At 68.6% G+C, this 18690-nt stretch carries 20 protein-coding genes and 1 tRNA gene; 13 read left to right on the forward strand and 8 right to left on the reverse strand.

All coding sequences use genetic code 11. The features are described 5' to 3' along the window. Nucleotides 1–3 precede the first annotated feature (3 nt). Nucleotides 4–228 (forward strand): hypothetical protein, encoded by a 225-nt coding sequence (locus HMPREF1529_RS04130; RefSeq protein ID WP_016463821.1) that lies wholly within the window; start codon nt 4–6, stop codon nt 226–228. A 62-nt stretch (nt 229–290) separates the two neighbouring features. Continuing rightward, nucleotides 291–959: a GntR family transcriptional regulator gene (locus HMPREF1529_RS04135; RefSeq protein ID WP_016463822.1), complete on the forward strand. Its 669-nt coding sequence runs from the start codon at nt 291–293 to the stop codon at nt 957–959. Nucleotides 960–1042: 83 nt separating this feature from the next. On the opposite strand, the gene HMPREF1529_RS04140 is transcribed toward HMPREF1529_RS04135, so the two are convergent. Next, a tRNA-Leu gene (locus tag HMPREF1529_RS04140) sits at nt 1043–1126 on the reverse strand. A gap of 227 nt (nt 1127–1353) precedes the next feature. On the opposite strand from HMPREF1529_RS04140, the gene HMPREF1529_RS04145 reads away from it, so the two are divergent. The 7 genes from HMPREF1529_RS04145 to pknB all read left to right on the forward strand — a co-directional run bounded on the left by HMPREF1529_RS04145 (nt 1354) and on the right by pknB (nt 10265). Then, nucleotides 1354–2085 carry an FhaA domain-containing protein gene (locus HMPREF1529_RS04145; protein ID WP_016463823.1) on the forward strand — a complete coding sequence of 244 codons (732 nt, stop codon included), beginning with the start codon at nt 1354–1356 and terminating at the stop codon, nt 2083–2085. Further along, on the forward strand, nt 2082–2633 hold the full coding sequence (locus HMPREF1529_RS04150; RefSeq protein ID WP_016463824.1) for an FHA domain-containing protein FhaB/FipA: 552 nt from the start codon (nt 2082–2084) through the stop codon (nt 2631–2633). Before HMPREF1529_RS04145 ends, HMPREF1529_RS04150 begins: the two co-directional genes overlap by 4 nt. Before the next feature lie 10 nt (nt 2634–2643). After that, nucleotides 2644–3882, forward strand: coding sequence for a PP2C family protein-serine/threonine phosphatase (locus HMPREF1529_RS04155; RefSeq protein ID WP_005054736.1), 1239 nt, complete (start codon nt 2644–2646; stop codon nt 3880–3882). Continuing rightward, nucleotides 3879–5270 (forward strand): FtsW/RodA/SpoVE family cell cycle protein, encoded by a 1392-nt coding sequence (locus HMPREF1529_RS04160; protein WP_005054734.1) that lies wholly within the window; start codon nt 3879–3881, stop codon nt 5268–5270. The genes HMPREF1529_RS04155 and HMPREF1529_RS04160 overlap by 4 nt, the downstream gene beginning before the upstream one ends. Continuing rightward, nucleotides 5267–6727 carry a peptidoglycan D,D-transpeptidase FtsI family protein gene (locus HMPREF1529_RS04165; protein WP_016463825.1) on the forward strand — a complete coding sequence of 487 codons (1461 nt, stop codon included), beginning with the start codon at nt 5267–5269 and terminating at the stop codon, nt 6725–6727. The genes HMPREF1529_RS04160 and HMPREF1529_RS04165 overlap by 4 nt, the downstream gene beginning before the upstream one ends. Then, the gene (locus HMPREF1529_RS04170; protein ID WP_005054730.1) at nt 6724–8457 is read left to right on the forward strand and encodes a serine/threonine-protein kinase; all 1734 of its coding nucleotides are present in this window, start codon (nt 6724–6726) and stop codon (nt 8455–8457) included. Before HMPREF1529_RS04165 ends, HMPREF1529_RS04170 begins: the two co-directional genes overlap by 4 nt. A gap of 104 nt (nt 8458–8561) precedes the next feature. Continuing rightward, nucleotides 8562–10265, forward strand: coding sequence for a Stk1 family PASTA domain-containing Ser/Thr kinase (gene pknB, locus HMPREF1529_RS04175; protein WP_005054728.1), 1704 nt, complete (start codon nt 8562–8564; stop codon nt 10263–10265). Here the strand turns inward: pknB and HMPREF1529_RS04180 are convergent. Genes HMPREF1529_RS04180 through HMPREF1529_RS04190 form a run of 3 tightly spaced genes read right to left on the reverse strand, consistent with a single transcriptional unit; the run spans nt 10200 to nt 11972 of the window. Next, a complete protein-coding gene (locus tag HMPREF1529_RS04180) occupies nt 10200–10910 on the reverse strand; it encodes an aminodeoxychorismate/anthranilate synthase component II (protein WP_016463826.1) in 711 nt (236 codons plus the stop codon). The two genes, pknB and HMPREF1529_RS04180, sit on opposite strands and share 66 nt — an antisense overlap. Then, a complete protein-coding gene (locus tag HMPREF1529_RS16055; RefSeq protein ID WP_005054725.1) occupies nt 10891–11049 on the reverse strand; it encodes a hypothetical protein in 159 nt (52 codons plus the stop codon). The genes HMPREF1529_RS04180 and HMPREF1529_RS16055 overlap by 20 nt, the downstream gene beginning before the upstream one ends. Beyond that, nucleotides 11049–11972 carry a class E sortase gene (locus tag HMPREF1529_RS04190; protein ID WP_198013022.1) on the reverse strand — a complete coding sequence of 308 codons (924 nt, stop codon included), beginning with the start codon at nt 11970–11972 and terminating at the stop codon, nt 11049–11051. The genes HMPREF1529_RS16055 and HMPREF1529_RS04190 overlap by 1 nt, the downstream gene beginning before the upstream one ends. A 55-nt stretch (nt 11973–12027) precedes the next feature. On the opposite strand from HMPREF1529_RS04190, the gene HMPREF1529_RS04195 reads away from it, so the two are divergent. Next, nucleotides 12028–12267, forward strand: coding sequence for a cell division protein CrgA (locus tag HMPREF1529_RS04195; RefSeq protein WP_005054721.1), 240 nt, complete (start codon nt 12028–12030; stop codon nt 12265–12267). Between the two features lie 211 nt (nt 12268–12478). Then, nucleotides 12479–13438, forward strand: a complete 960-nt coding sequence (locus HMPREF1529_RS15515) for an IS481 family transposase (protein WP_084675221.1) — start codon at nt 12479–12481, stop codon at nt 13436–13438. Nucleotides 13439–13448: 10 nt separating this feature from the next. Here the strand turns inward: HMPREF1529_RS15515 and HMPREF1529_RS04210 are convergent, their stop codons facing one another. Next, complete coding sequence (locus HMPREF1529_RS04210; RefSeq protein WP_005054717.1) at nt 13449–14294, reverse strand: rhomboid family intramembrane serine protease; 846 nt, start codon at nt 14292–14294, stop codon at nt 13449–13451. Between the two features lie 20 nt (nt 14295–14314). Next, a complete protein-coding gene (locus HMPREF1529_RS04215) occupies nt 14315–14872 on the reverse strand; it encodes a peptidylprolyl isomerase (RefSeq protein ID WP_036282703.1) in 558 nt (185 codons plus the stop codon). 91 nt (nt 14873–14963) lie between these two features. On the opposite strand from HMPREF1529_RS04215, the gene HMPREF1529_RS04220 reads away from it, so the two are divergent. Both HMPREF1529_RS04220 and HMPREF1529_RS04225 read left to right on the forward strand, forming a co-directional pair. Then, a complete protein-coding gene (locus tag HMPREF1529_RS04220) occupies nt 14964–15533 on the forward strand; it encodes a hypothetical protein (protein WP_016463829.1) in 570 nt (189 codons plus the stop codon). 114 nt (nt 15534–15647) lie between these two features. After that, a complete protein-coding gene (locus HMPREF1529_RS04225; protein WP_016463830.1) occupies nt 15648–16127 on the forward strand; it encodes an aminoacyl-tRNA deacylase in 480 nt (159 codons plus the stop codon). Nucleotides 16128–16145: 18 nt separating this feature from the next. Here HMPREF1529_RS04225 and HMPREF1529_RS04230 read toward each other — a convergent pair whose 3' ends face one another. Next, nucleotides 16146–16583: an NUDIX hydrolase gene (locus tag HMPREF1529_RS04230; RefSeq protein WP_016463831.1), complete on the reverse strand. Its 438-nt coding sequence runs from the start codon at nt 16581–16583 to the stop codon at nt 16146–16148. Nucleotides 16584–16746: 163 nt separating this feature from the next. Then, nucleotides 16747–18645 carry a dihydroxy-acid dehydratase gene (gene ilvD / locus HMPREF1529_RS04235; protein ID WP_016463832.1) on the reverse strand — a complete coding sequence of 633 codons (1899 nt, stop codon included), beginning with the start codon at nt 18643–18645 and terminating at the stop codon, nt 16747–16749. Between the last annotated feature and the right edge of the window lie 45 nt (nt 18646–18690).

Genomic DNA, 18690 nt, shown 5'->3' on the forward strand with positions numbered 1-18690 from the left:
GCGATGAATCTCCGTGTCGTGCGCGACGCCGTCTCGAGGGTGCTCGCCGAGCGTAGGGATGATCCGCGCCTCTTCTTCCTCGACGGCCGGGATCTGCTCCCGGATGCCGAGGTGTCAGACCTCGACGATGGCCTGCACCCGAACGCCGCCGCCTACGAGCGGATGGGCATCAGCTTCGCGGAGCGCGCGTTCGCTGCCGGTACGCCGTTGGCCGCGCCGCGCGTCTGAGTGTCGGCCCGCAGCGACGTCCCCTGTCGCGACCGGGTGAGGCGACGTACCATTCGTTCCAAATGAGTGCCACCCTCGCCCCGATCGAGCTCGTCAGCGGGATGATCCTGAGTGACGAGATCTACGCGCGCATCGGCGCGGCGATCGCCGACGGCACTTTCCCTCCCGGACATCGCCTCCGCGATGTCGAGCTCGCCCAGCAGCTGGGAGTCTCGCGAACACCCGTCCGAGAAGCACTGCAACGACTGGAGCGCTTCGGGCTCGTCGAGATCGCGGTCGGCCGCTACACCCGTGTCACCGCGCCCAGCGACGCACTGCGCCGCGACACAGGCGAGTTCGCCGCCTACTTCCTGGGCAATGCGCTCAGCCTTTCGCTGTCACGGTGCTCGGACGACGACCTGGCCGAGCTGGTCGCCACGGTGGATGCCGCGCTCGCGGGCATCGACACCGGCAACGCGGCCGCGGTGTTCTCCGCGGCATCCCGCCTGGGCATCGTCGCTGCGCGGGCGACCGGCAACAGCGTGTTCGACACGATCATCCATGAGACCTCGATCGTCGTCGAACGCAATCTGCGCGGATGGTCGGGGGTCCGGGCCGAGGCCGCGCCGCGCCGCGAGAACTGGCAGCTGCTGCGTGACCGGATCGCGGCGCGCGACGCGGCCGGCGCCGAAGAGACCATCCGGCGGCTGTACGGCGTCACGCCCGGCGCCGCGCAGCCCGCGCACCCGTGAGGCCCGTTCGGCCGGGGGTACATCGACGAAGAGGCCGGGCCCGGATCTGATGTCCGGCCCGGCCTCTTCGTTCGCACGTCCTGTGCGCGAGGGGGGAGTTGAACCCCCACGCCCTTTCGGGCACTGGCACCTGAAGCCAGCGCGTCTGCCTATTCCGCCACTCGCGCGAGCCGCGACATCCGAAGATCTCACGGACTCAACTTCCCGAGGATATCACGCCCCGAGACCCGTTTCGACTCGGCGGTGCCTGCCTCGCTCCACGCACGGGCCGGCCACCTCCCGGTCGTTGAGCGCGCGCAGCGAGTCGAAACGCAGCGCCCGCCCCGCACGTTCCGCGTCTGCTCAGCCTGTGCAACTAGCATGTACGCACCGGTCGGCGATCCTGAGGAGCCCTGTGGGACTACTGGACAGCTTCGAGAAGGGACTCGAGCGCGCAGTCAACAGCGCGTTCGCGAAGTCCTTCCGTAGCGGCATTCAGCCCGTCGAGATCGCGGCCGCCCTGCGCAGCGAACTCGACGCGAAGGCTGCTGTCGTCAGCCGCGACCGCATTCTCGCCCCGAACACCTTCGAGGTGCGCATGTCGCCGGCCGATGCCGAGCGCATGCTGGGTCTGGGCAGCGCGCTCGACTCCGAACTGCACACCCTCGTCGACGCCCACGCGAAGGCGCAGGGGTTCAGCTTCGCCGGCCCCGTCACCATCGCTTTGGCCGGTGACCCCACCCTCTCGACGGGCACGCTGCGCGTAGCCTCGCAGACCGCGGCCGGCCAGGTCGCCTGGCGCGGCGTCGTCGAGATCGCCGGAGCCTCGCACACCCTCGCGAAGGGGCGCACCGTCATCGGGCGCGGCAGCGATGCCGACATCACGATCCTGGATGCCGGGACCAGCCGTCGTCACGTCGAGATCCTCTGGGACGGCGAGCGCGCCATGGTGCGCGACATGGGCTCGACCAACGGCACGCAGCTGAACGGCACGAAGATCGCCGAAGCGCCGCTGCCCCCCGACTCGGTGGTCACGATCGGCCGCACCGACATCGTCTTCCGCGTCATCGCACAGGCCGCGCCCCCTCGCCCCACGACCTCTGCCGCCGACGCGACCCGCGCCTTTGGAATCGGAGGACCCGCGTGAGCGAGTTGACTCTCCTGCTGCTGCAGATCGGCTTCCTGATCCTGCTGTGGTTCTTCGTCTTCGCCGTCGTCTACTCCTTGCGCGCAGACCTCTTCGGCGTCAAAGTGCGAAAGCTCCCCGAACCCGCGGCCGCCGGCGTGGGCGTCGCAGCCGCGGCATCCGCACCGCCCGCCGCTCAGGCGGCGACGGCACCCATCGCCCCCGCGACTCCTGCCGCCGCGCCGAACGCAGGCGGCCCGCAGAAGGCGACCCGCGACGCCGTGTCGCGCATCGTGATCACGAGCGGCCCGAAGGCCGGCCTCGAGCTTCCGCTCGGCTCGGAGGCGCTCACGATCGGCCGCTCGAGCGAGTCGGGTCTCGTGATCCGCGACGACTACACTTCCAGCCACCACGCGCGCCTCCTGCTGTGGGGCGACCAGTGGATGATCCAGGACCTCGACTCCACCAACGGCACCTGGCACGACGGTGCCCGCGTGAGCACGCCGGTTCCCGTTCGCGTGGGAGCGCCGATCAAGGTCGGCGCGACGACGTTCGAGCTGAGGAAGTAGCCCGCCTCTCATGGTCTTCGAGGGATCGAGCGTCGCCATCTCCCATACGGGGAAGGTGCGCTCCAACAATCAGGATTCGGGCTACGCCGGCTCGAACCTCTTCGTCGTCGCCGACGGCATGGGGGGCCATGCCGGGGGTGACGTCGCCTCGAGCATCGCCGTCCACCGCCTCAAGAATCTCGATCACCCCTACGCCTCGACCGCGGACGCCGAGCAGGCGCTGCAGGAAGCCATTTCCTCGACCGCGGGGGTGCTGATCGACACCGTCGCGCGCCGACCCGAACTCGCCGGCATGGGCACCACCGTCAGCGGCCTCATCATGGTGGACGACTACGCCGTGATCGCCCACATCGGCGACTCGCGCATCTATCTCTACCGCGACGATGCGCTCACCCAGATCACCACCGACCACACCTTCGTGCAGCGGCTCGTCGACTCCGGTCGCATCACTCCCGAAGAGGCGCGCTACCACCCGCGCCGCTCCGTGCTCATGCGCGTGCTCGGCGACATGGACCCCGACCCCGAGGTCGACACGTTCATCATGCCGACCCAGCCCGGCGACCGCTGGCTGCTCTGCTCCGACGGCCTCTCCGGCGTCGTCGACGACGCGCACACCAGCAAGGTGCTCGGCCACCACTATCCGCCGGGCCGCACCGCCGACCTCCTGCTCAAGCAGGCGCTCGACGGCGGAGCCCCCGACAACGTCACCGTCGTCATCGTGGACGTCGGCGGCAGCCACCCGATGTTCAGCGGCACCGCGACGATCGTCGGCTCGGCATCCAACCCGCAGGGCGTCGACGTGCCGGCCGCCCGCCCCGGGCGCACCAGCTGGTTGCACACCGCCCGCCAGGCCGCCAACGAGCCGACGCACTTCGAGCCCGCCGCCGAGTTCCTCGAGGAACTCATCGAAGAAGACCGTCGCCGTGCGCGGCGTCGGCGCATCTGGTGGGTCGTCGGCCTGATCGCGATTCTCGCCGCCCTCTCGGCAGCGGCTCTCGGTGCCTACGGCTGGACCCAGACGCGGTACTTCGTCGGCGCCGACGCCGACACCGTCGTCATCTACCGCGGCATCCAGCAGGACATCGGCCCGATCTCGCTGTCGTCCGTCTACGAGGACACGGGCATCGTGCTGAACGACCTGCCCTTCTACCAGCGTCTCGCGGTGACCTCGACGATCTCGGCGCGCTCGCTCTCGGACGCCGAGCAGATCGTCGACACCCTGCGCACCACTCTGGAGGGTGAACGATGAGCTCGGCGACAGACACCGTCCAGGCAGACACGACGGTCGTGAAGGCGCTGCGAAAGCTCCGGATGCCGCAGACGCAGCGCAACCGCGAACTCGGTCTGCTGCTGTTCGCCTTCGCGATCAACGGCGCCGCCGTCGCCCTTGTGCAGCTGGGCGCGCTCGGCCACATCGACTGGACGTTCCTCTACTACTGCGGCGCACTGACGGTGCTGGTGCTCGGACTGCACATCGTGCTGCGCTTCAAAGCGTCGCAAGCCGACCCGTTCGTCGTCCCCATCGCGACCGTGCTGTCGGGTCTCGGCCTTGCGATGATCTACCGCATCGACATCGAGGACCAGAGCACCGGGTGGGACGCCCTCTCGACCCGCCAGCTGGTGTGGCTGGCCATCGCGAGTGCCGCTGCGGTCGCGATCGTGATCTTCCTGAAGAACTACCGCGTGCTGTTCCGCTACACGTACGTCTTCGGGTTCGTCGGCATCCTGCTGCTCGTGCTCCCCTTCGTGCCGGGGCTGGGCACCGACGCCAACGCCGATGTGTGGATCTCCATCGGCGGCCTCTTCTCCTTCCAGCCCGGCGAGCTGGCGAAGATCGCGTTGGCCATCTTCTTCGCCGGCTACCTCGTGCGCACGCGCGAAGCGCTCACCTCCGTCGGTACGCGCTTCCTCGGCATGACGTGGCCCCGTGCCCGCGAGCTCGGACCGCTCCTGCTCATCTGGCTCGCCTCGATGGCGATCATCGTCTTCCAGCGCGACCTCGGCACGGGTCTGCTCATGTTCGGCATGTTCATCGCGATGATCTACGTCGCCACGGGCAAGACGAGCTGGGCGGTGCTCGGTCTGCTGCTGGCCGTCGGCGGCGCCCTGATCGCCTCGCAGGTGCTGAGCTACGTGGGCGGGCGCTTCCAGAACTGGCTCGACGCCTTCAACCCCGCCGTCATCGACAGCGCGGGCGGCAGCTACCAGCTCGTGAGCGGCATCTTCGGTCTGTCCGAGGGCGGCCTGCTCGGCACGGGACTCGGCCGCGGCCGCCCGGGGCTGACCCCCCTGTCGCAGAGCGACTACATCTTCCCCAGCATCGGCGAAGAACTGGGACTGATCGGCGTCTTCGCGATCCTCTGCCTCTACATGGTGTTCGCCAGTCGCGGCATCCGCATCGGCATCGCCGGCCAAGACGACTTCGGCAAGCTGCTGGCCACGGGCCTGTCGTTCACCATCGCGCTGCAGGTGTTCATCATGGTCGGCGGCGTCACCCGTCTCATCCCGCTCACCGGGCTCACGACCCCGTTCCTCGCGGCGGGCGGATCGTCTCTGGTGGCCAACTGGATCGTCGTCGCGTTGCTGCTGCGCATCTCGGATGCCGTGCGTTCGCGCCCCAGGGTGGTGATCGGATGACCCGCGAACTGCGACGGCTGTCGCTGATCATGCTCGCCATGTTCGTGGCCCTGTTCGGCGCGACCAGCTGGATCCAGGTCGTCCAGGCCGGCGATCTCAGCGAGAACCCGCTCAACAAGCGCGCTCTCTACGACTCGTTCGAGGTGCAGCGCGGCTCGATCATCGCCGGCGACACCGTCATCGCCGACTCCGTGCCGAGCGACGACGTGTACGCCTGGCAGCGCCAGTACGCCGACCCGCAGATGTGGGCGCCGGTCACGGGGTACATGAACCCGTTGCTCAACTCGCTCACCGGCCTCGAACAGTCGATGAACAAGGAGCTGTCGGGAACCGCCAACTCGCAGTTCCTCTCGCGTGTCGATCAGATCATCACGGGTCAGCCGGCCCGCGGCTCCAACGTTCTGCTCACCCTCGACCCGGCGATCCAGAAAGCTGCCTTCGACGCGCTCGGCACCTATCAGGGCGCGGTCGTCGCCCTCGAGCCCAAGACCGGCCGAGTGCTGGCGATGGTGACGAGCCCGAGCTACGACACCAACGCGATGGCCGTGCACAACGCGCAGCAGGTCAACGAGACCTACAACCAGCTGATGAACGCCGCCGTCAATCCGCTCGACAATCGCGCGATCGGCACCCTGAACCCGCCTGGATCGACCTTCAAGCTCGTCGTCGTCTCCGCGGCGCTGGCATCGGGCAAGTTCACGCCGGACTCGACCTTCCCCAACCCCGCGACCTACACGTTGCCGGGAACGTCGACCTCGATCCGCAACTTCGACGGCAACACGTGCGGCCCCGGCGATCAGGTCACCATCGCCACCGCCCTGCGCCTGAGCTGCAACATCCCGATGGCACAGCTCGCCGTCGCGCTCGGCCAGGACGCCCTTCGCGCCGAGGCCGAGAAGTACGGCTTCAACAACGCAAGCATCGACATCCCGCTCGGCGTCGTCACCTCCTCGTATCCGACCGGCGCCCTCTCGGCCGACAAGGTCGCCCTCACGGGCTTCGGTCAGGGCAGTGTCACCGCCACGCCGCTGCAGATGGCGATGGTCTCCGCCGGCATCGCCAACGGGGGCATGGTCATGAAGCCGCGCATGGTCGATCGCGTCGTGGCGCCCGATCTGACGGTGCAGGAGACGTTTGCCGACACCGAGCTGGGTCGCGCACTGAGCACGACGGATGCCGCGACGATGACCTCGCTGATGATCTCCAATGTCCGTGACGGCGCGGCCAGCGGTGCAACAATAGACGGGGTCGACGTGGCCGGAAAGACCGGTACCGCCGAGCACGGACCTTCGGATCCGTACACTCTCTGGTTCACGGGCTTCGCCCCGGCCAACGACCCGAAAGTGGTCGTCGCCGTGATGGTGGAAAACGGCGGAGGTCTCGGGCAGTCCGGCACGAGCAACGGGATCGCGGCTCCAATCGCGAAGAAAGTCATGGAGGCGGTGCTGAGCAGATGAGACCGACACAGGGTGTGAGCTTCGGTGGACGCTACGAGCTGGATTCGCGGATCGCGATCGGCGGCATGGGCGAGGTCTGGGAGGCCACCGACCATGTGATCGGACGCACCGTCGCGATCAAGATCCTCAAAGACGAGTACATGGGCGACCCGGGCTTCCTGGAGCGCTTCCGCGCCGAGGCCCGCCACGCGGCGCTCGTCAACCACGAGGGCATCGCGAGCGTCTTCGACTACGGCGAGGAGAACGGCTCCGCCTTCCTCGTGATGGAGCTCGTCCCCGGGGAAGCACTGTCGACCATCCTCGAGCGCGAGGGATCACTGTCCACCGACAAGACCCTCGACATCGTCGCGCAGACGGCCGCCGCCCTGCAGGCCGCGCACGCCGCCGGTCTCGTGCACCGCGACATCAAGCCGGGAAACCTGCTCATCACCCCCGACGGACGGGTGAAGATCACCGACTTCGGCATCGCCCGCATCGCCGACCAGGTGCCGCTGACCGCCACCGGTCAGGTGATGGGAACCGTGCAGTACCTCTCGCCCGAGCAGGCGTCGGGGCACGCGGCATCCCCCGCGACCGACATCTACTCGCTGGGCATCGTCGCCTACGAGTGCCTCGCCGGCAAGCGCCCCTTCACCGGGGAGTCGCAGGTGGCGATCGCGATGGCGCAGATCAACGACACCCCGCCGCCGCTGGCGGCCACCATCGCCGAGCCGGTGCGCAACTTCGTGATGAGCATGATCGCGAAGAAGCCGGAGGACCGGCCCGCGACCGCATCCGCCGTCGCCCGAGCGGCGACCGCGCTTCGTCGCGGTGACGTCGCCGGAGCGGCGGCCATCGTCCCCGCCATCGCCGGTGGCCTGGCCATGGACGAGGCGACGAAGCTGCTGACCCCGGGACTCGCGACCCAGGAGGCCACGCGCCTGCTGCCGACCGCGGGAGCGGCCGGCGCCGTCGCGGCCGTCGATGCCGCAGACGAGCCACAGAAGAAGAAGCGCAGCCCGTGGACGTGGCCGCTGGTCGCGCTCATCGCGCTGCTGCTCATCGTGCTCGGCGGCACCCTGTTCGCCCTCTTCGCGAATCAGGGCGCGCAGCCCGCGCCGACGACGAGTTCCTCGACATCCTCGACGCCCAGCCGCTCCGCGACGCCCCCGTCACCCTCGGCGAGCCCCACGACAGTGGCCATCGACAGCCTCCAGCTCATCGGCAAGACGTGTGACGAGGCGCAGACCGCCGCCAAGGCTGCCAAGGTAGACGTGACATGCGAGCGCGGCTCGGCCGCGCCGAGCCAGGACCAGGTCGGAAAGATCTACCAGACCAACCCCACGCGCGGCGATGTTCCACTCGGCACCATCATCACGGTCACCTTCTACGACGAGATGAGCCCGATCGGCACGCCGAACCCGCCGACGGTGACGAACGACCCGAAGGGGTCGCAGACCTTCACCGTGACCTGGGAGGCGTTCAGTGGATGCCCGGCCGGATCGTCGGTGACCGCGTACAACTTCACCGTCATCAACGGCACCTTCAACGCGAACAACAGCACGACGTATCAGTCGCCCACCGCGCCGCGGAGCCTTCAGGTGACGGCCGACAAGAACGTGCAGCCGGGATCGTTGATCCTCGTGAAGTACAGCGCGCAGTGCGGCGACCGCACGAGCCCGGATTCCCAGGAGGGTCAGGCGCCGATCCCGACGACGAGCACGCCCACGGGCACGCCGGTCGCTCCCTGAGAGCGCGGCCCGCGTCCTCGGGGTGGGGGTCGCGGGCGTAAGGGTCCAGGGGTCGCACAGGAGGGTTCTATTAGGCTGGCTATGAGTCAGCCCAGGGGAGAGAAGTGTCTGCAGATCCGCGTGTGCTGTCCGAGCGGTACCGCGTCGATGAACTCATCGGCCGCGGAGGCATGGCCACCGTGTACCGCGGGCAGGACCTGACCCTCGGGCGTCAGGTGGCCATCAAGATCCTCAAGCGGGAGCTCGCCGAAGACAGCGCGTTCCGCACCCGATTCCGGCTCGAGGCGCAGTCGGCCTCGCGAATGTCGCACCCCGCGATCGTCCGCGTCTACGACGCCGGTGAGGATGCCGAGACCGACCCCGACGGGTCGACGCACCCCGTTCCGTACATCGTGATGGAACTCGTGGAGGGCACCCTCCTGAAGGATGTCGTCAGCGACGGCGGCGTTCCGGTCGGTGAGGCCATCCGCTACGTCGACGGCATCCTCGAAGCGCTCGAGTATTCGCATCGCGCCGGCGTCGTCCATCGCGACATCAAACCCGGCAACGTCATGATCACCGCCGGCGGCCAGGTGAAGGTGATGGACTTCGGCATCGCCCGCGCCGTGTCCGACTCCTCCTCGACCGTCGCCGAGACCACAGCCATCATCGGCACCGCGGCCTACCTGTCGCCGGAGCAGGCGAAGGGTGAGCCGGTCGATGCGCGCGCCGACCTCTACTCGGCCGGCATCGTGCTGTACGAGCTGCTCACCGGTCGCCAGCCTTTCCGCGGCGAGTCTCCGGTTGCGGTCGCCTATCAGCACGTCAGCGAGACGCCTCTTCCCCCCTCCGAACTGGTCGACGCGATCCCCCGCTCGATCGACGCCGTCGCGCTGCGCGCTCTGGCCAAGGACCCGTTCCAGCGCTACCAGGACGCGGCATCGTTCCGCCAGGCGCTCGACGCCACGGTCGACGGTCACACCCCGACGAAGAAGCAGGTCGGCGCGCTGGCCAGCGAGCTCTACGGCGCGAACCCGCGGCAGGCCGCAGAGACGGCCCGGTCGCTGCGCCAGCTGACCGCCGACACGACCATGCGACGGACGCAGGCAGGACCCCCGGCCGCGTGGATCTGGGCCGGGGTGGCGCTGCTCGCCGTCGTGCTGATCTCGGTGCTGATCTGGGTCATCACGATTCGTCCCGGCGCCGCGGTACCGCAGAACTCGCGCGTCGTCGAGGACGTCGTCGACATGTCGTGGGACCGCGCGAGCGAGAAGTTGGTGGGTCAGGATCTGCAGGCGAAGCGCGTCGACCAGAGCGACAACGCGATCGTCTCGGGCAACGTCATCCGCACCGATCCCGCCGCGGGCACCATCGTGGCTCCCGGCCAGACGATCACGGTCTACGTCTCGACGGGGCAGCAGACCAGCGCCATGCCCAACATCACCGGAAAGTCGTCGACAGACGCAGAAGCCGCTCTGAAGGCCGTCGGATTGCAGCTGGGCGCCGTGACGACACGCAGCGATCCCGACCTCGCCCAGGGCATCGTCATCTCGGCCGACCAGACCGTGGGCACGCAGATCCCGGTCGGAACGCGCGTCAACCTCACGGTCGCCAGCGGCAAGGTCGCTCTGGTGAACCTCGTCGGCTATACCGTCGATGCGGCGACCAGGGACCTCACGTCCGCCGACCTCAAACTCACCGCGAGCGTCGTCGAGGACCCGTCGTGTCCCGCCGTGGGCTCGACGCCGATCGTCGCCGGACAGTCACTGCCCCCGGGCGATGTGCCGATCCACTCGACGGTCGAGCTCCGCGTCTGCACCGGTAAGTGATCCCCGCAGCGGCTGCAGCCCGCGGCCGCGCGCTGCAGCGCCGGCGATCCCGACGCGCTCCAACCATGAGCCCAACAACTGGTGCCCGCCCTCGGTGAGCACCGACTCGGGATGGAACTGCACACCCCAGAGCGGCAGCTCACGGTGGGCGAGGCCCATGATGACTCCGGACGACGTATGCGCGGTCACCTCGAGCTCGGCGGGCAGCGAGTGCGGAACGACCGCGAGAGAGTGGTAGCGCGTCGCCGAGAAGGGCGACGGCAGTCCGGCGAAGGGGAACGCGCCGTCATGCCAGACCCGCGATGTCGTGCCGTGGCGCAGCTGCGGGGCCTCGGCGACCGTCGCGCCGAACGCCGCCCCGAGCACCTGGTGGCCCAGGCACACCCCGAGCAGGGGGATGCCCGCGGCCGCGACCGCATGCACGATCCCGATCGATGCCCCGGCCTCCTCCGGAGAGCCCGGTCCGGGCGAGATCAGCACTCCCGCATACGGGGCTACCAAGGCCACGGGGTCCTCGACGGCATCCGCTTCGGCCATGTCGGTCGTCGCGCCCAGCTCGTGCAGGTAGCCGACGAGCGTGTGGACGAAGCTGTCGCGGTTGTCGACGACGAGGATTCGTCCCCCGTCAGCCGCCGACCGTGGCATCCTGCGGATTGACGAACTGACCGACCCACGGGAACACGTACCAGAACAGCCCGTAGAGCACGGCGGCGAGCAGAACCAGCAGAATGAGGATGCGCACCCAGGCAGGGCCGGGAAGAACACGCCAGAGGGCGGCATACATCAGGCGGACACTCCCTGGGTGAGCGAGGCGGGCGGTCCCGCCGAGGTCGGAGTGAAGATCTCGAACACGGCGTACGCGATGATGCGCTCGAGCATGTTGAGCTTCGGGGCGCAGCTGGTCAGTGTGAGATAGCGGCCGTTGGCTGCCATGCCCACCTGCTGCGGAACGGGCAGCAGGACCTCCACCTGCGTCGCCTGCACGTACTCGAGGGTGCGGAAGCGGTAGGTGTACCAGCCGTCCGGGGTCTGGATGACGATCGCGTCGCCGATCACGAGCTTGTCGATCGGGTCGAACGGTGCGCCGGAGGTCCACCGGTGTGCGGCGTACACGGTGTTGCCGACGGCTCCGGGCATGGCGGTGTCGGTGTAGTGACCGATCTCACCGGCGTCGAGGATGTCGTGGCGACCCGTTCCCGCGGCCACCGTGAACTGCCAGTTCGGTCCGAAGCGGGGCACGAACATCACCCCGAACTGCTGACCGTAGGCCTTCTGCGCCATCACCGGGACGACCGGTGCGGCAGCCGCGGGCGAGGAACTCGCACTCGGCGACGGCGTGGGGGTGTCGGATGCCGTCGGGCTCTGCGATGCCTGCTGCAGCCAGCTCTGCGAGAGGGCGCTGGCCTCCGTGTGCTTCTGCGAGCCGATGATCCAGTCACCGATCCACATCTGCCACGCGACGTAGAGCAGTGCGATGACGCCCGCCGTGATGAGCAGCTCGCCGAGGACGCCGAGGAACGAGGCCCGCCGTCGCGGCCTCGCCGCGCGCATTGGCGCAGACGCGCCCTCCGGCTCCTGGGTGCTCGGCTCTGCCGGAGTGGTCGGCCCCGATTCCTCCGACTGCGCGGCAAGACGGCGGGCACGCCGAGACGTGTGCTCGAGCGAGCCGATACCCTCAGCTGCGTTGTCGCCGGTGCGGTCCTTCACGCTGTGATTGTCGCACAGCGTGGCTGAGGGAGACCTGCCAGGTAGAATCGTGGCCATGGCGCGTTCAGGAAAGCACGACGAGCAGGTCGCGGAATACGGCGAGGGGGAATCTGCACCCAACCCGGTGTGGTTCAAGCCCATCATGCTCGGGCTCATGATCCTGGGTCTGCTGTGGGTGATCGTGTTCTACCTGAGCAACCAGGCGCTGCCGATCCCCGGAATCGCCGGGTGGAACCTCGTCATCGGCTTCGGAATCGCCTTCATCGGGTTCCTCATGACCACGCGCTGGCGCTGATCGCCGGCATCCGCGGTCTTTCCACAGGTGTCATGGCCTGTGAATTACACGGGTGTGATTCATCCCCATCTGTGGATGAACCTGTGGATAACTCTCGGCTGACGGCCTAGGTGTACCGGGTCAGGACGTTGGTGGCTGGTTGGGGCTTGTGGATGGGGAGAACCTCCGGCTGAGTGGAGATGTCTGACGTCTTCACAAACCGGAGGTTCTCGTGCCCCACCGTAATGCTCGGCTGACTCCGCGGGGTCGGTTGCTGATCGTTGAGCGTGCTGCTGCAGGCTGGAAACATGCGCATATCGCTGCCGCGATGGGTGTCTCCCGTCGCTGCGTGCAGCGTTGGATCGCTCGACATCGATCCGAGGGCGTCGCCGGATTGAACGACCGGTCGTCTCGACCGGTGTCGTCGCCGTCACGTACCCCGGAACGCGTCGAGATTGAACTGCTCCGGTTGCGGCGGGAGCAACGCTGGGGCCGTGACGAGCTCGCGGCAGCGGTCGGAGTATCGCCGCGGACCGCGTCACGGGTCCTGGCTCGTCGCGGTCAGCCGCACCTGTCCCGGCTCGACCCGATGACCGGCGAGGTGATCCGAGCATCGAAGACGACCGCGGTCCGATACGAACGCGACCGCCCAGGCGAACTGGTCCACATGGATGTGAAGAAGCTCGGCCGCATCCCCGACGGCGGCGGTTGGCGCTCCCTCGGCCGCGCCGTCGCCGACCGGCACCGGGACACGCCGGTCGGGTTCGACTACGTCCACTCCCTCGTCGATGACCATTCCCGGCTCGCCTACTCCGAGATCCTCCCGGACGAGAAGGGTCCGACCTGCGCGGGATTCCTGGAACGCGCGATCGAGTACTTCGCCGAGCACGGCATCGCCCGCATCGAGCAGCTGATCACCGACAACGCCTGGGCATACCGATTCTCACTGCGGCAGGTCTGTGCTGAACGAGGCATCCGGCAGAAGTTCATCCGTCCGCACTGCCCCTGGCAGAACGGCAAAGTCGAACGCTTCAACCGGACGCTGCAGACCGAGTGGGCCTACCGGCAACCCTTCGAAACCAACGCTGCCCGGGCCGCGGCACTTGCGCCGTTCATCGAGCGATACAACACTCGACGCATCCACTCAGCCATCGGAACCCCACCGATAAGCCGAACCGCACCAACGTCCTGACCGGGTACACCTAGGCGTACAGGTAGAGCGGAACGGCCAGCGCACCCAGCAGGCCGACGCCCACGGCGACCAGCAGCCAGATCTGCAGCGCGCGCTGGCGGATCTTCCGCGTGCGCGCGAAGATGACGCCGATCAAGGCGCCGACCAGACCGCCGCCGATGTGCGCCTGCCAGGCGATGTTCGATCCCGGCAGGAACGTGATCACCAGGTTGATCCCGAGCAGCACGGCGATCGCCGTGACGTTGGCGCCGAGGTGACGGCCGATGACGAACATCGCGCCGAGCAATCCCCAGACCGCACCGGAAGCGCCGACGACCCACGTGTTCGGGGCGAGCAGCGCCGTCAGGACCGAGCCCCCGAGAGCGCTCAGCAGGTAGAGCGCGAGGAAGCGCCACCTTCCGAGCAGCGGCTCGAGACTGCGTCCGAGCGCCCACAACGCGAGCATGTTGAAGGCGATGTGGAAGATGCTCGCGTGAACGAGTGTCACCGTCAGCAGTCGCCACGGCTGCACGTACGCCAGCTGCGCGTGGAAGGCGAGCAGGTTCTGCACATAGAGACCGATGCCGGGGATCAGTCCGATCAGGTAGAACACGCTGGTGACGATGACCAGCGTGTAGGTGACGACGGGCTTTCCGTCGAGTCCGGCCACGCGGCGCCGCGGCATCCGCGTGACGTTCGCCGACGCCGCCTTGCGCTGTTCGGCGAGGCACTCCGGGCAGATGACTCCCACCGGAAGCGGTGTCTGGCACTCTCCGCAGATCGTGCGCAGACACCGCTGACAGAGCACGAAGCTCTGCCGATCCGGATGCCGGTAGCAGAAGTTGTCCGGATTGGTGCGGATGTCGGAGTCGGTCACGCGGGCCGGTTCCGCTCTGCTCAGGCGGGGACGACGTCGATCGAGCTGATCACCACGGGCTCGATCGGGCGGTCGCCCGCGGCGGTCGGAACGGCCGAGATCGCGTCGACGACGGCACGCGAAGCATCGTCGGCGACCTCGCCGAAGATCGTGTGCTTGCCGTTGAGCCACGGCGTCGGATCGGTCGTGATGAAGAACTGCGAGCCGTTGGTGCCCTCGGCCTTGCCCGTGATGGCGTTGCGGCGCAGGCCCGCGTTGGCCATCGCCAGCAGGTAGGGGGCACCGAACGTGAGCTCGGGGTGGATCTCGTCGTTGAAGTTGTAACCCGGGCCCCCGACACCCTGACCGAGCGGGTCGCCGCCCTGGATCATGAAGTTCGGGATGATGCGGTGGAAGATGACGTCCTTGTAGAGCGGGCCTTCGCCCGGCTTGCCGGTCGCCGGGTGCGTCCAGGCCTGCGAGCCGTCGGCGAGACCGGTGAAGTTCTGCACCGTGCGCGGTGCGTGGTCTCCGAAGAGGTTGACGACGATGTCGCCGTGGTTGGTGTGGATGGTCGCGACGGCGGTGTGGATCGGCATGCCTAGCATTCTCTCACCTGTCAACCCCTCGCGAGGCCCGGCAGGTCTGGCAAGATGGGATGAAACCCAGCCGGAACCCAGGGAGGGCACCGTGAGCCTCAGCCGCAAGCGCAAGAAGGAACTCCGCAAGCTCCAGCACCAGGCGAACACGCTGTGGGAGTCGCAGCAGGTCCTGATCGGACAGGCGGGCGAGGTCGCCCGCGAGGCCGGTCGTCAGCTCGGCAACTACAACCGCGAGCAGGTCGTGCCGACCGTGCAGCACACGTACGAGAAGTACGCGGCGCCGTATGTCGAGCAGGGCGTCGCGACCTCCAAGAAGGTCTACAACGACAAGGTCGTGCCGACGGCGGGTGCGCTGATCGGTTCGGCGCTGTCGGTGTGGGATGCCGCGACCGAGAAGCGTCATGATCTGGCCGCGGGTCGTGGCTTCGGCTCGATCGACCTCGCCGCCATCCAGAAGAAGGCCGACAAGTACGGCAAGAAGGCGACGAAGCAGCTGAGCGTCCCCGCTCCGAAGAAGAGCCTGGGCGCCGGTGGCGTCATCGCGATCCTCCTCGGCATCGCCGCAGCGGCCGGAGTGGTCTACGCCGCCTGGCAGACGCTGCGCGCCGACGACGAGCTGTGGGTGGCGGACGACCCGCTGCGCGCACCGGATGCCTGATCAGCCCCCGGTCGTCGAGCTCCCGCAGCCTCCGGTCGTTGAGCGAGCGCAGCCCCCGGTCGTTGAGCTCCCGCAGCCCCCGGTCGTTGAGCGAGCGCAGCGAGTCGAAACGCCATGACCGATCCGCTCGAACGCGTGCGCACCGCCGCCGCGGCGCGCGGTCTCGACATCGAGTTGCGTGAGCGGCCCGCGGCATCCAGCCTTGCGGAGGCGGCGAGCCTGCTCGGCCTGCAGCCTGCCGACATCGTCAAGACCGTCGTGGTCAAGAAGTCGGACGACACGTACCTGTTCGCGCTGATCCCCGGCGATCTCGCGATCTCCTGGCCGAAGTTGCGGGCCCTCGTCGGGGTGAACAAGCTGAGGCTCCCCGAGCCGGAGCTCGCTCTGGCCGCGACCGGCTACGAGCGCGGGACGATCGTGCCGATCGGCAGTGCCAACGACTGGCCGGTGTACGCGGACGCGTCGATCGTGGGGCGGCGTATCGCGATGGGTGCCGGGGCACACGGCTACAGCCTGTTCGTCGACGCCGACGACCTCATCCGTGCGTACGACGCGACGGTCGCCGACATCTCCCAACCGGCGTCGGCTGGCTGAGCGCGGCGCTCAGCCGGGTCAGCTCGCCCTGGCGACGGGCAGGCCGGCCATCTCGAGTGCGATGTCGACGAGCTTCACCCGTTGCGCCGGGAGCGCGGTGAGGGCGAACCACTCCGCACGATCGGTCGATCCGTTCCGCTCGTAACGCAGCTGCCCGCCGGTCACCTCCGCCCGGTACACGATGCGCAGCGTGTGCAGCGGTTCGGGGTCGTCCGCGAAGATGCGGCGGTTCGCGGGGATCACACGAGAGTGGATGCCGAGAAGCGCCCCGATACGCACGCGGAACCCCGTCTCCTCCCAGACCTCGCGGCGCGCGGCATCCACCGGATCCTCGCCGTCTTCCAAGCCGCCTCCGGGCATCGTCCACGCTCCGCGGCGCCCCTGGTGCCAGTGAGCGAGCAGCACGCGGTCGGACTCGTCGACGACGACGGCGTAGGCGGCGACCCGCAAGTCCATGCGGTGAGCCTAGCGGTCGCGGCTACGTCGCACGGGAGTCCTCTTCCCTCGGTTCCGTACTCAGTCCCGGTGCGATGAGCACCGGCCGGGCATACCGGAATGACGGGCGAGCTCTGCGGCGGCTGGATGGCGGAGACTGAATACTGAACGTCGCGTCCGAGGCTCAGACGGCGGCGGTGCGCAGCTCGCGTTCGCGCAGCGCGCGTTCGACGGATTCGACATCGCGGACCGCTCCACGATCGGCCGAGGTCGCCATCGCCGCGTAGGCCCGCAGCGCCAGCGACACGGGACGCTGCCGATCCTTCGGTGCGTAGCCGCCCGCGTCGAGCAGCCGGGCGCGGCGGTGCTCCAACTCGTCATCGTCGACCCGCAGGCTCATCGAGCGTGAGGGGATGTCGATGTCGACGATGTCGCCGTCCTCGACGAGGGCGATGATGCCGCCGCTCGCCGCCTCCGGCGACACGTGACCGATCGACAGGCCCGACGTGCCGCCCGAGAAGCGGCCATCGGTGACCAGCGCGCAGACCTTGCCCAGGCCTCGCCCCTTGAGGAACGAGGTGGGGTGCAGCATCTCCTGCATGCCGGGTCCGCCCTTCGGCCCCTCGTACCGGATGACGACGACATCGCCGGGCTGCACCTTCTTGCCGAGGATCTTCGCCACCGCCTCCTCCTGCGACTCGCACACGACGGCGGGGCCCGAGAAGACGAGGATCGACGGGTCGACGCCGGCGGTCTTGACGACGGCGCCGTCGACGGCGAGGTTGCCCCGCAGCACCGCGAGACCGCCGTCGGCGGAATAGGCGTGTGCGGCGGAGCGGATACAGCCGTTCTCGGCATCCTCATCCAGGCTCGCCCAGCGCTCGGACTGTGAGAACGCACTCGAGGAGCGCACCCCGCCGGGCGCCGCATGCCACAGGTCGTGGGCGGTCTCAGACGCCGTACCGCCGCGCACGTCCCACTCGGCAAGCCACGCCTCGAGCGAGGGCGAGTGGATCGACGACACGTCGGAGTTGAGCAGTCCCGCGCGGTGCAGCTCGCCGAGGATCGTGGGGATGCCGCCGGCGCGGTGGACGTCCTCCATGTAGTACATGCGGCCGTAGGCCGGGTTGGGCGCGATCTTCGCAAGGCAGGGCACGCGACGCGAGATGGCGTCGATCTCATCGAGGCCGAAGTCGATGCCGGCCTCGTGAGCCGCGGCCAGCAGGTGGAGGATCGTGTTGGTCGATCCGCCCATGGCGATGTCGAGGGCCATCGCGTTGGCGAAGGCGGCCGGGCTGGCGACGGCGCGCGGGAGCACCGAGGCGTCGTCCTCGTCGTAGAACGCGCGCGTGATCTGCACCGCGACCTCGCCGGCCTTCTCGTAGAGGGCGCGACGGGCCGTGTGCGTCGCGAGCACCGACCCGTTGCCGGGGAGGGCGAGGCCGAGCGCCTCGACGAGGCAGTTCATCGAGTTGGCCGTGAACATGCCCGAGCATGACCCGCAGGTGGGGCATGCGTTCTCCTCGATGCGCTGGATGTCGGCATCCGAGACCGTGTCGTTCGCCGCCTCTGAGATCGCGTCGACGAGATCGAGGGTGCGCACCGTGCCGTCGACGAGAGTCGCCCGACCCGACTCCATCGGGCCGCCCGAGACGAAGACGGTCGGGATGTTCAGGCGCAGGGCCGCCATGAGCATGCCGGGGGTGATCTTGTCGCAGTTGGAGATGCACACCAGCGCGTCGGCCTGGTGCGCGTTGACCATGTATTCGACGGAGTCGGCGATCAGGTCGCGTGAGGGCAGCGAGTACAGCATGCCGCCGTGGCCCATGGCGATGCCGTCGTCGACGGCGATCGTGTTGAACTCGCGCGGGATGCCGCCGGCGGCGGAGATGGCGTCCGAGACGATGCGACCCACCGGCTGCAGGTGCGTGTGGCCGGGCACGAACTCGGTGAAGCTGTTGGCGACGGCGATCATCGGCTTGCCGAAGTCGGCCGCATTGACGCCGGCGGCGCGGAACAGGGCACGGGCACCGGCGGCGTTGCGGCCGTGCGTGACGGTGCGGGAACGCAGAGGGGTGGGCATGATTCCACTCTGGATGCCGGGGCGCACCTCCGGAAGTCTGCGTTG

Origin of the sequence: Microbacterium sp. oral taxon 186 str. F0373 (assembly GCF_000411455.1) — a bacterium.
In the GTDB taxonomy this organism is placed as follows: domain Bacteria; phylum Actinomycetota; class Actinomycetes; order Actinomycetales; family Microbacteriaceae; genus Microbacterium.

Coding starts and splice junctions, on each gene's coding strand:
- HMPREF1529_RS04195 (WP_005054721.1), top strand. CDS start 12,028: ATGGCGCGTTCAGGAAAGCACGACGAGCAGGTCGCGGAATACGGCGAG.
- HMPREF1529_RS04180 (WP_016463826.1), bottom strand. CDS start 10,910: ATGCCACGGTCGGCGGCTGACGGGGGACGAATCCTCGTCGTCGACAAC.
- HMPREF1529_RS04225 (WP_016463830.1), top strand. CDS start 15,648: ATGACCGATCCGCTCGAACGCGTGCGCACCGCCGCCGCGGCGCGCGGT.
- HMPREF1529_RS04135 (WP_016463822.1), top strand. CDS start 291: ATGAGTGCCACCCTCGCCCCGATCGAGCTCGTCAGCGGGATGATCCTG.
- HMPREF1529_RS04230 (WP_016463831.1), bottom strand. CDS start 16,583: ATGGACTTGCGGGTCGCCGCCTACGCCGTCGTCGTCGACGAGTCCGAC.
- ilvD (WP_016463832.1), bottom strand. CDS start 18,645: ATGCCCACCCCTCTGCGTTCCCGCACCGTCACGCACGGCCGCAACGCC.
- HMPREF1529_RS04165 (WP_016463825.1), top strand. CDS start 5,267: ATGACCCGCGAACTGCGACGGCTGTCGCTGATCATGCTCGCCATGTTC.
- HMPREF1529_RS04160 (WP_005054734.1), top strand. CDS start 3,879: ATGAGCTCGGCGACAGACACCGTCCAGGCAGACACGACGGTCGTGAAG.
- HMPREF1529_RS04130 (WP_016463821.1), top strand. CDS start 4: ATGAATCTCCGTGTCGTGCGCGACGCCGTCTCGAGGGTGCTCGCCGAG.
- HMPREF1529_RS04155 (WP_005054736.1), top strand. CDS start 2,644: ATGGTCTTCGAGGGATCGAGCGTCGCCATCTCCCATACGGGGAAGGTG.
- HMPREF1529_RS16055 (WP_005054725.1), bottom strand. CDS start 11,049: ATGTATGCCGCCCTCTGGCGTGTTCTTCCCGGCCCTGCCTGGGTGCGC.
- HMPREF1529_RS04215 (WP_036282703.1), bottom strand. CDS start 14,872: ATGCCGATCCACACCGCCGTCGCGACCATCCACACCAACCACGGCGAC.
- HMPREF1529_RS04170 (WP_005054730.1), top strand. CDS start 6,724: ATGAGACCGACACAGGGTGTGAGCTTCGGTGGACGCTACGAGCTGGAT.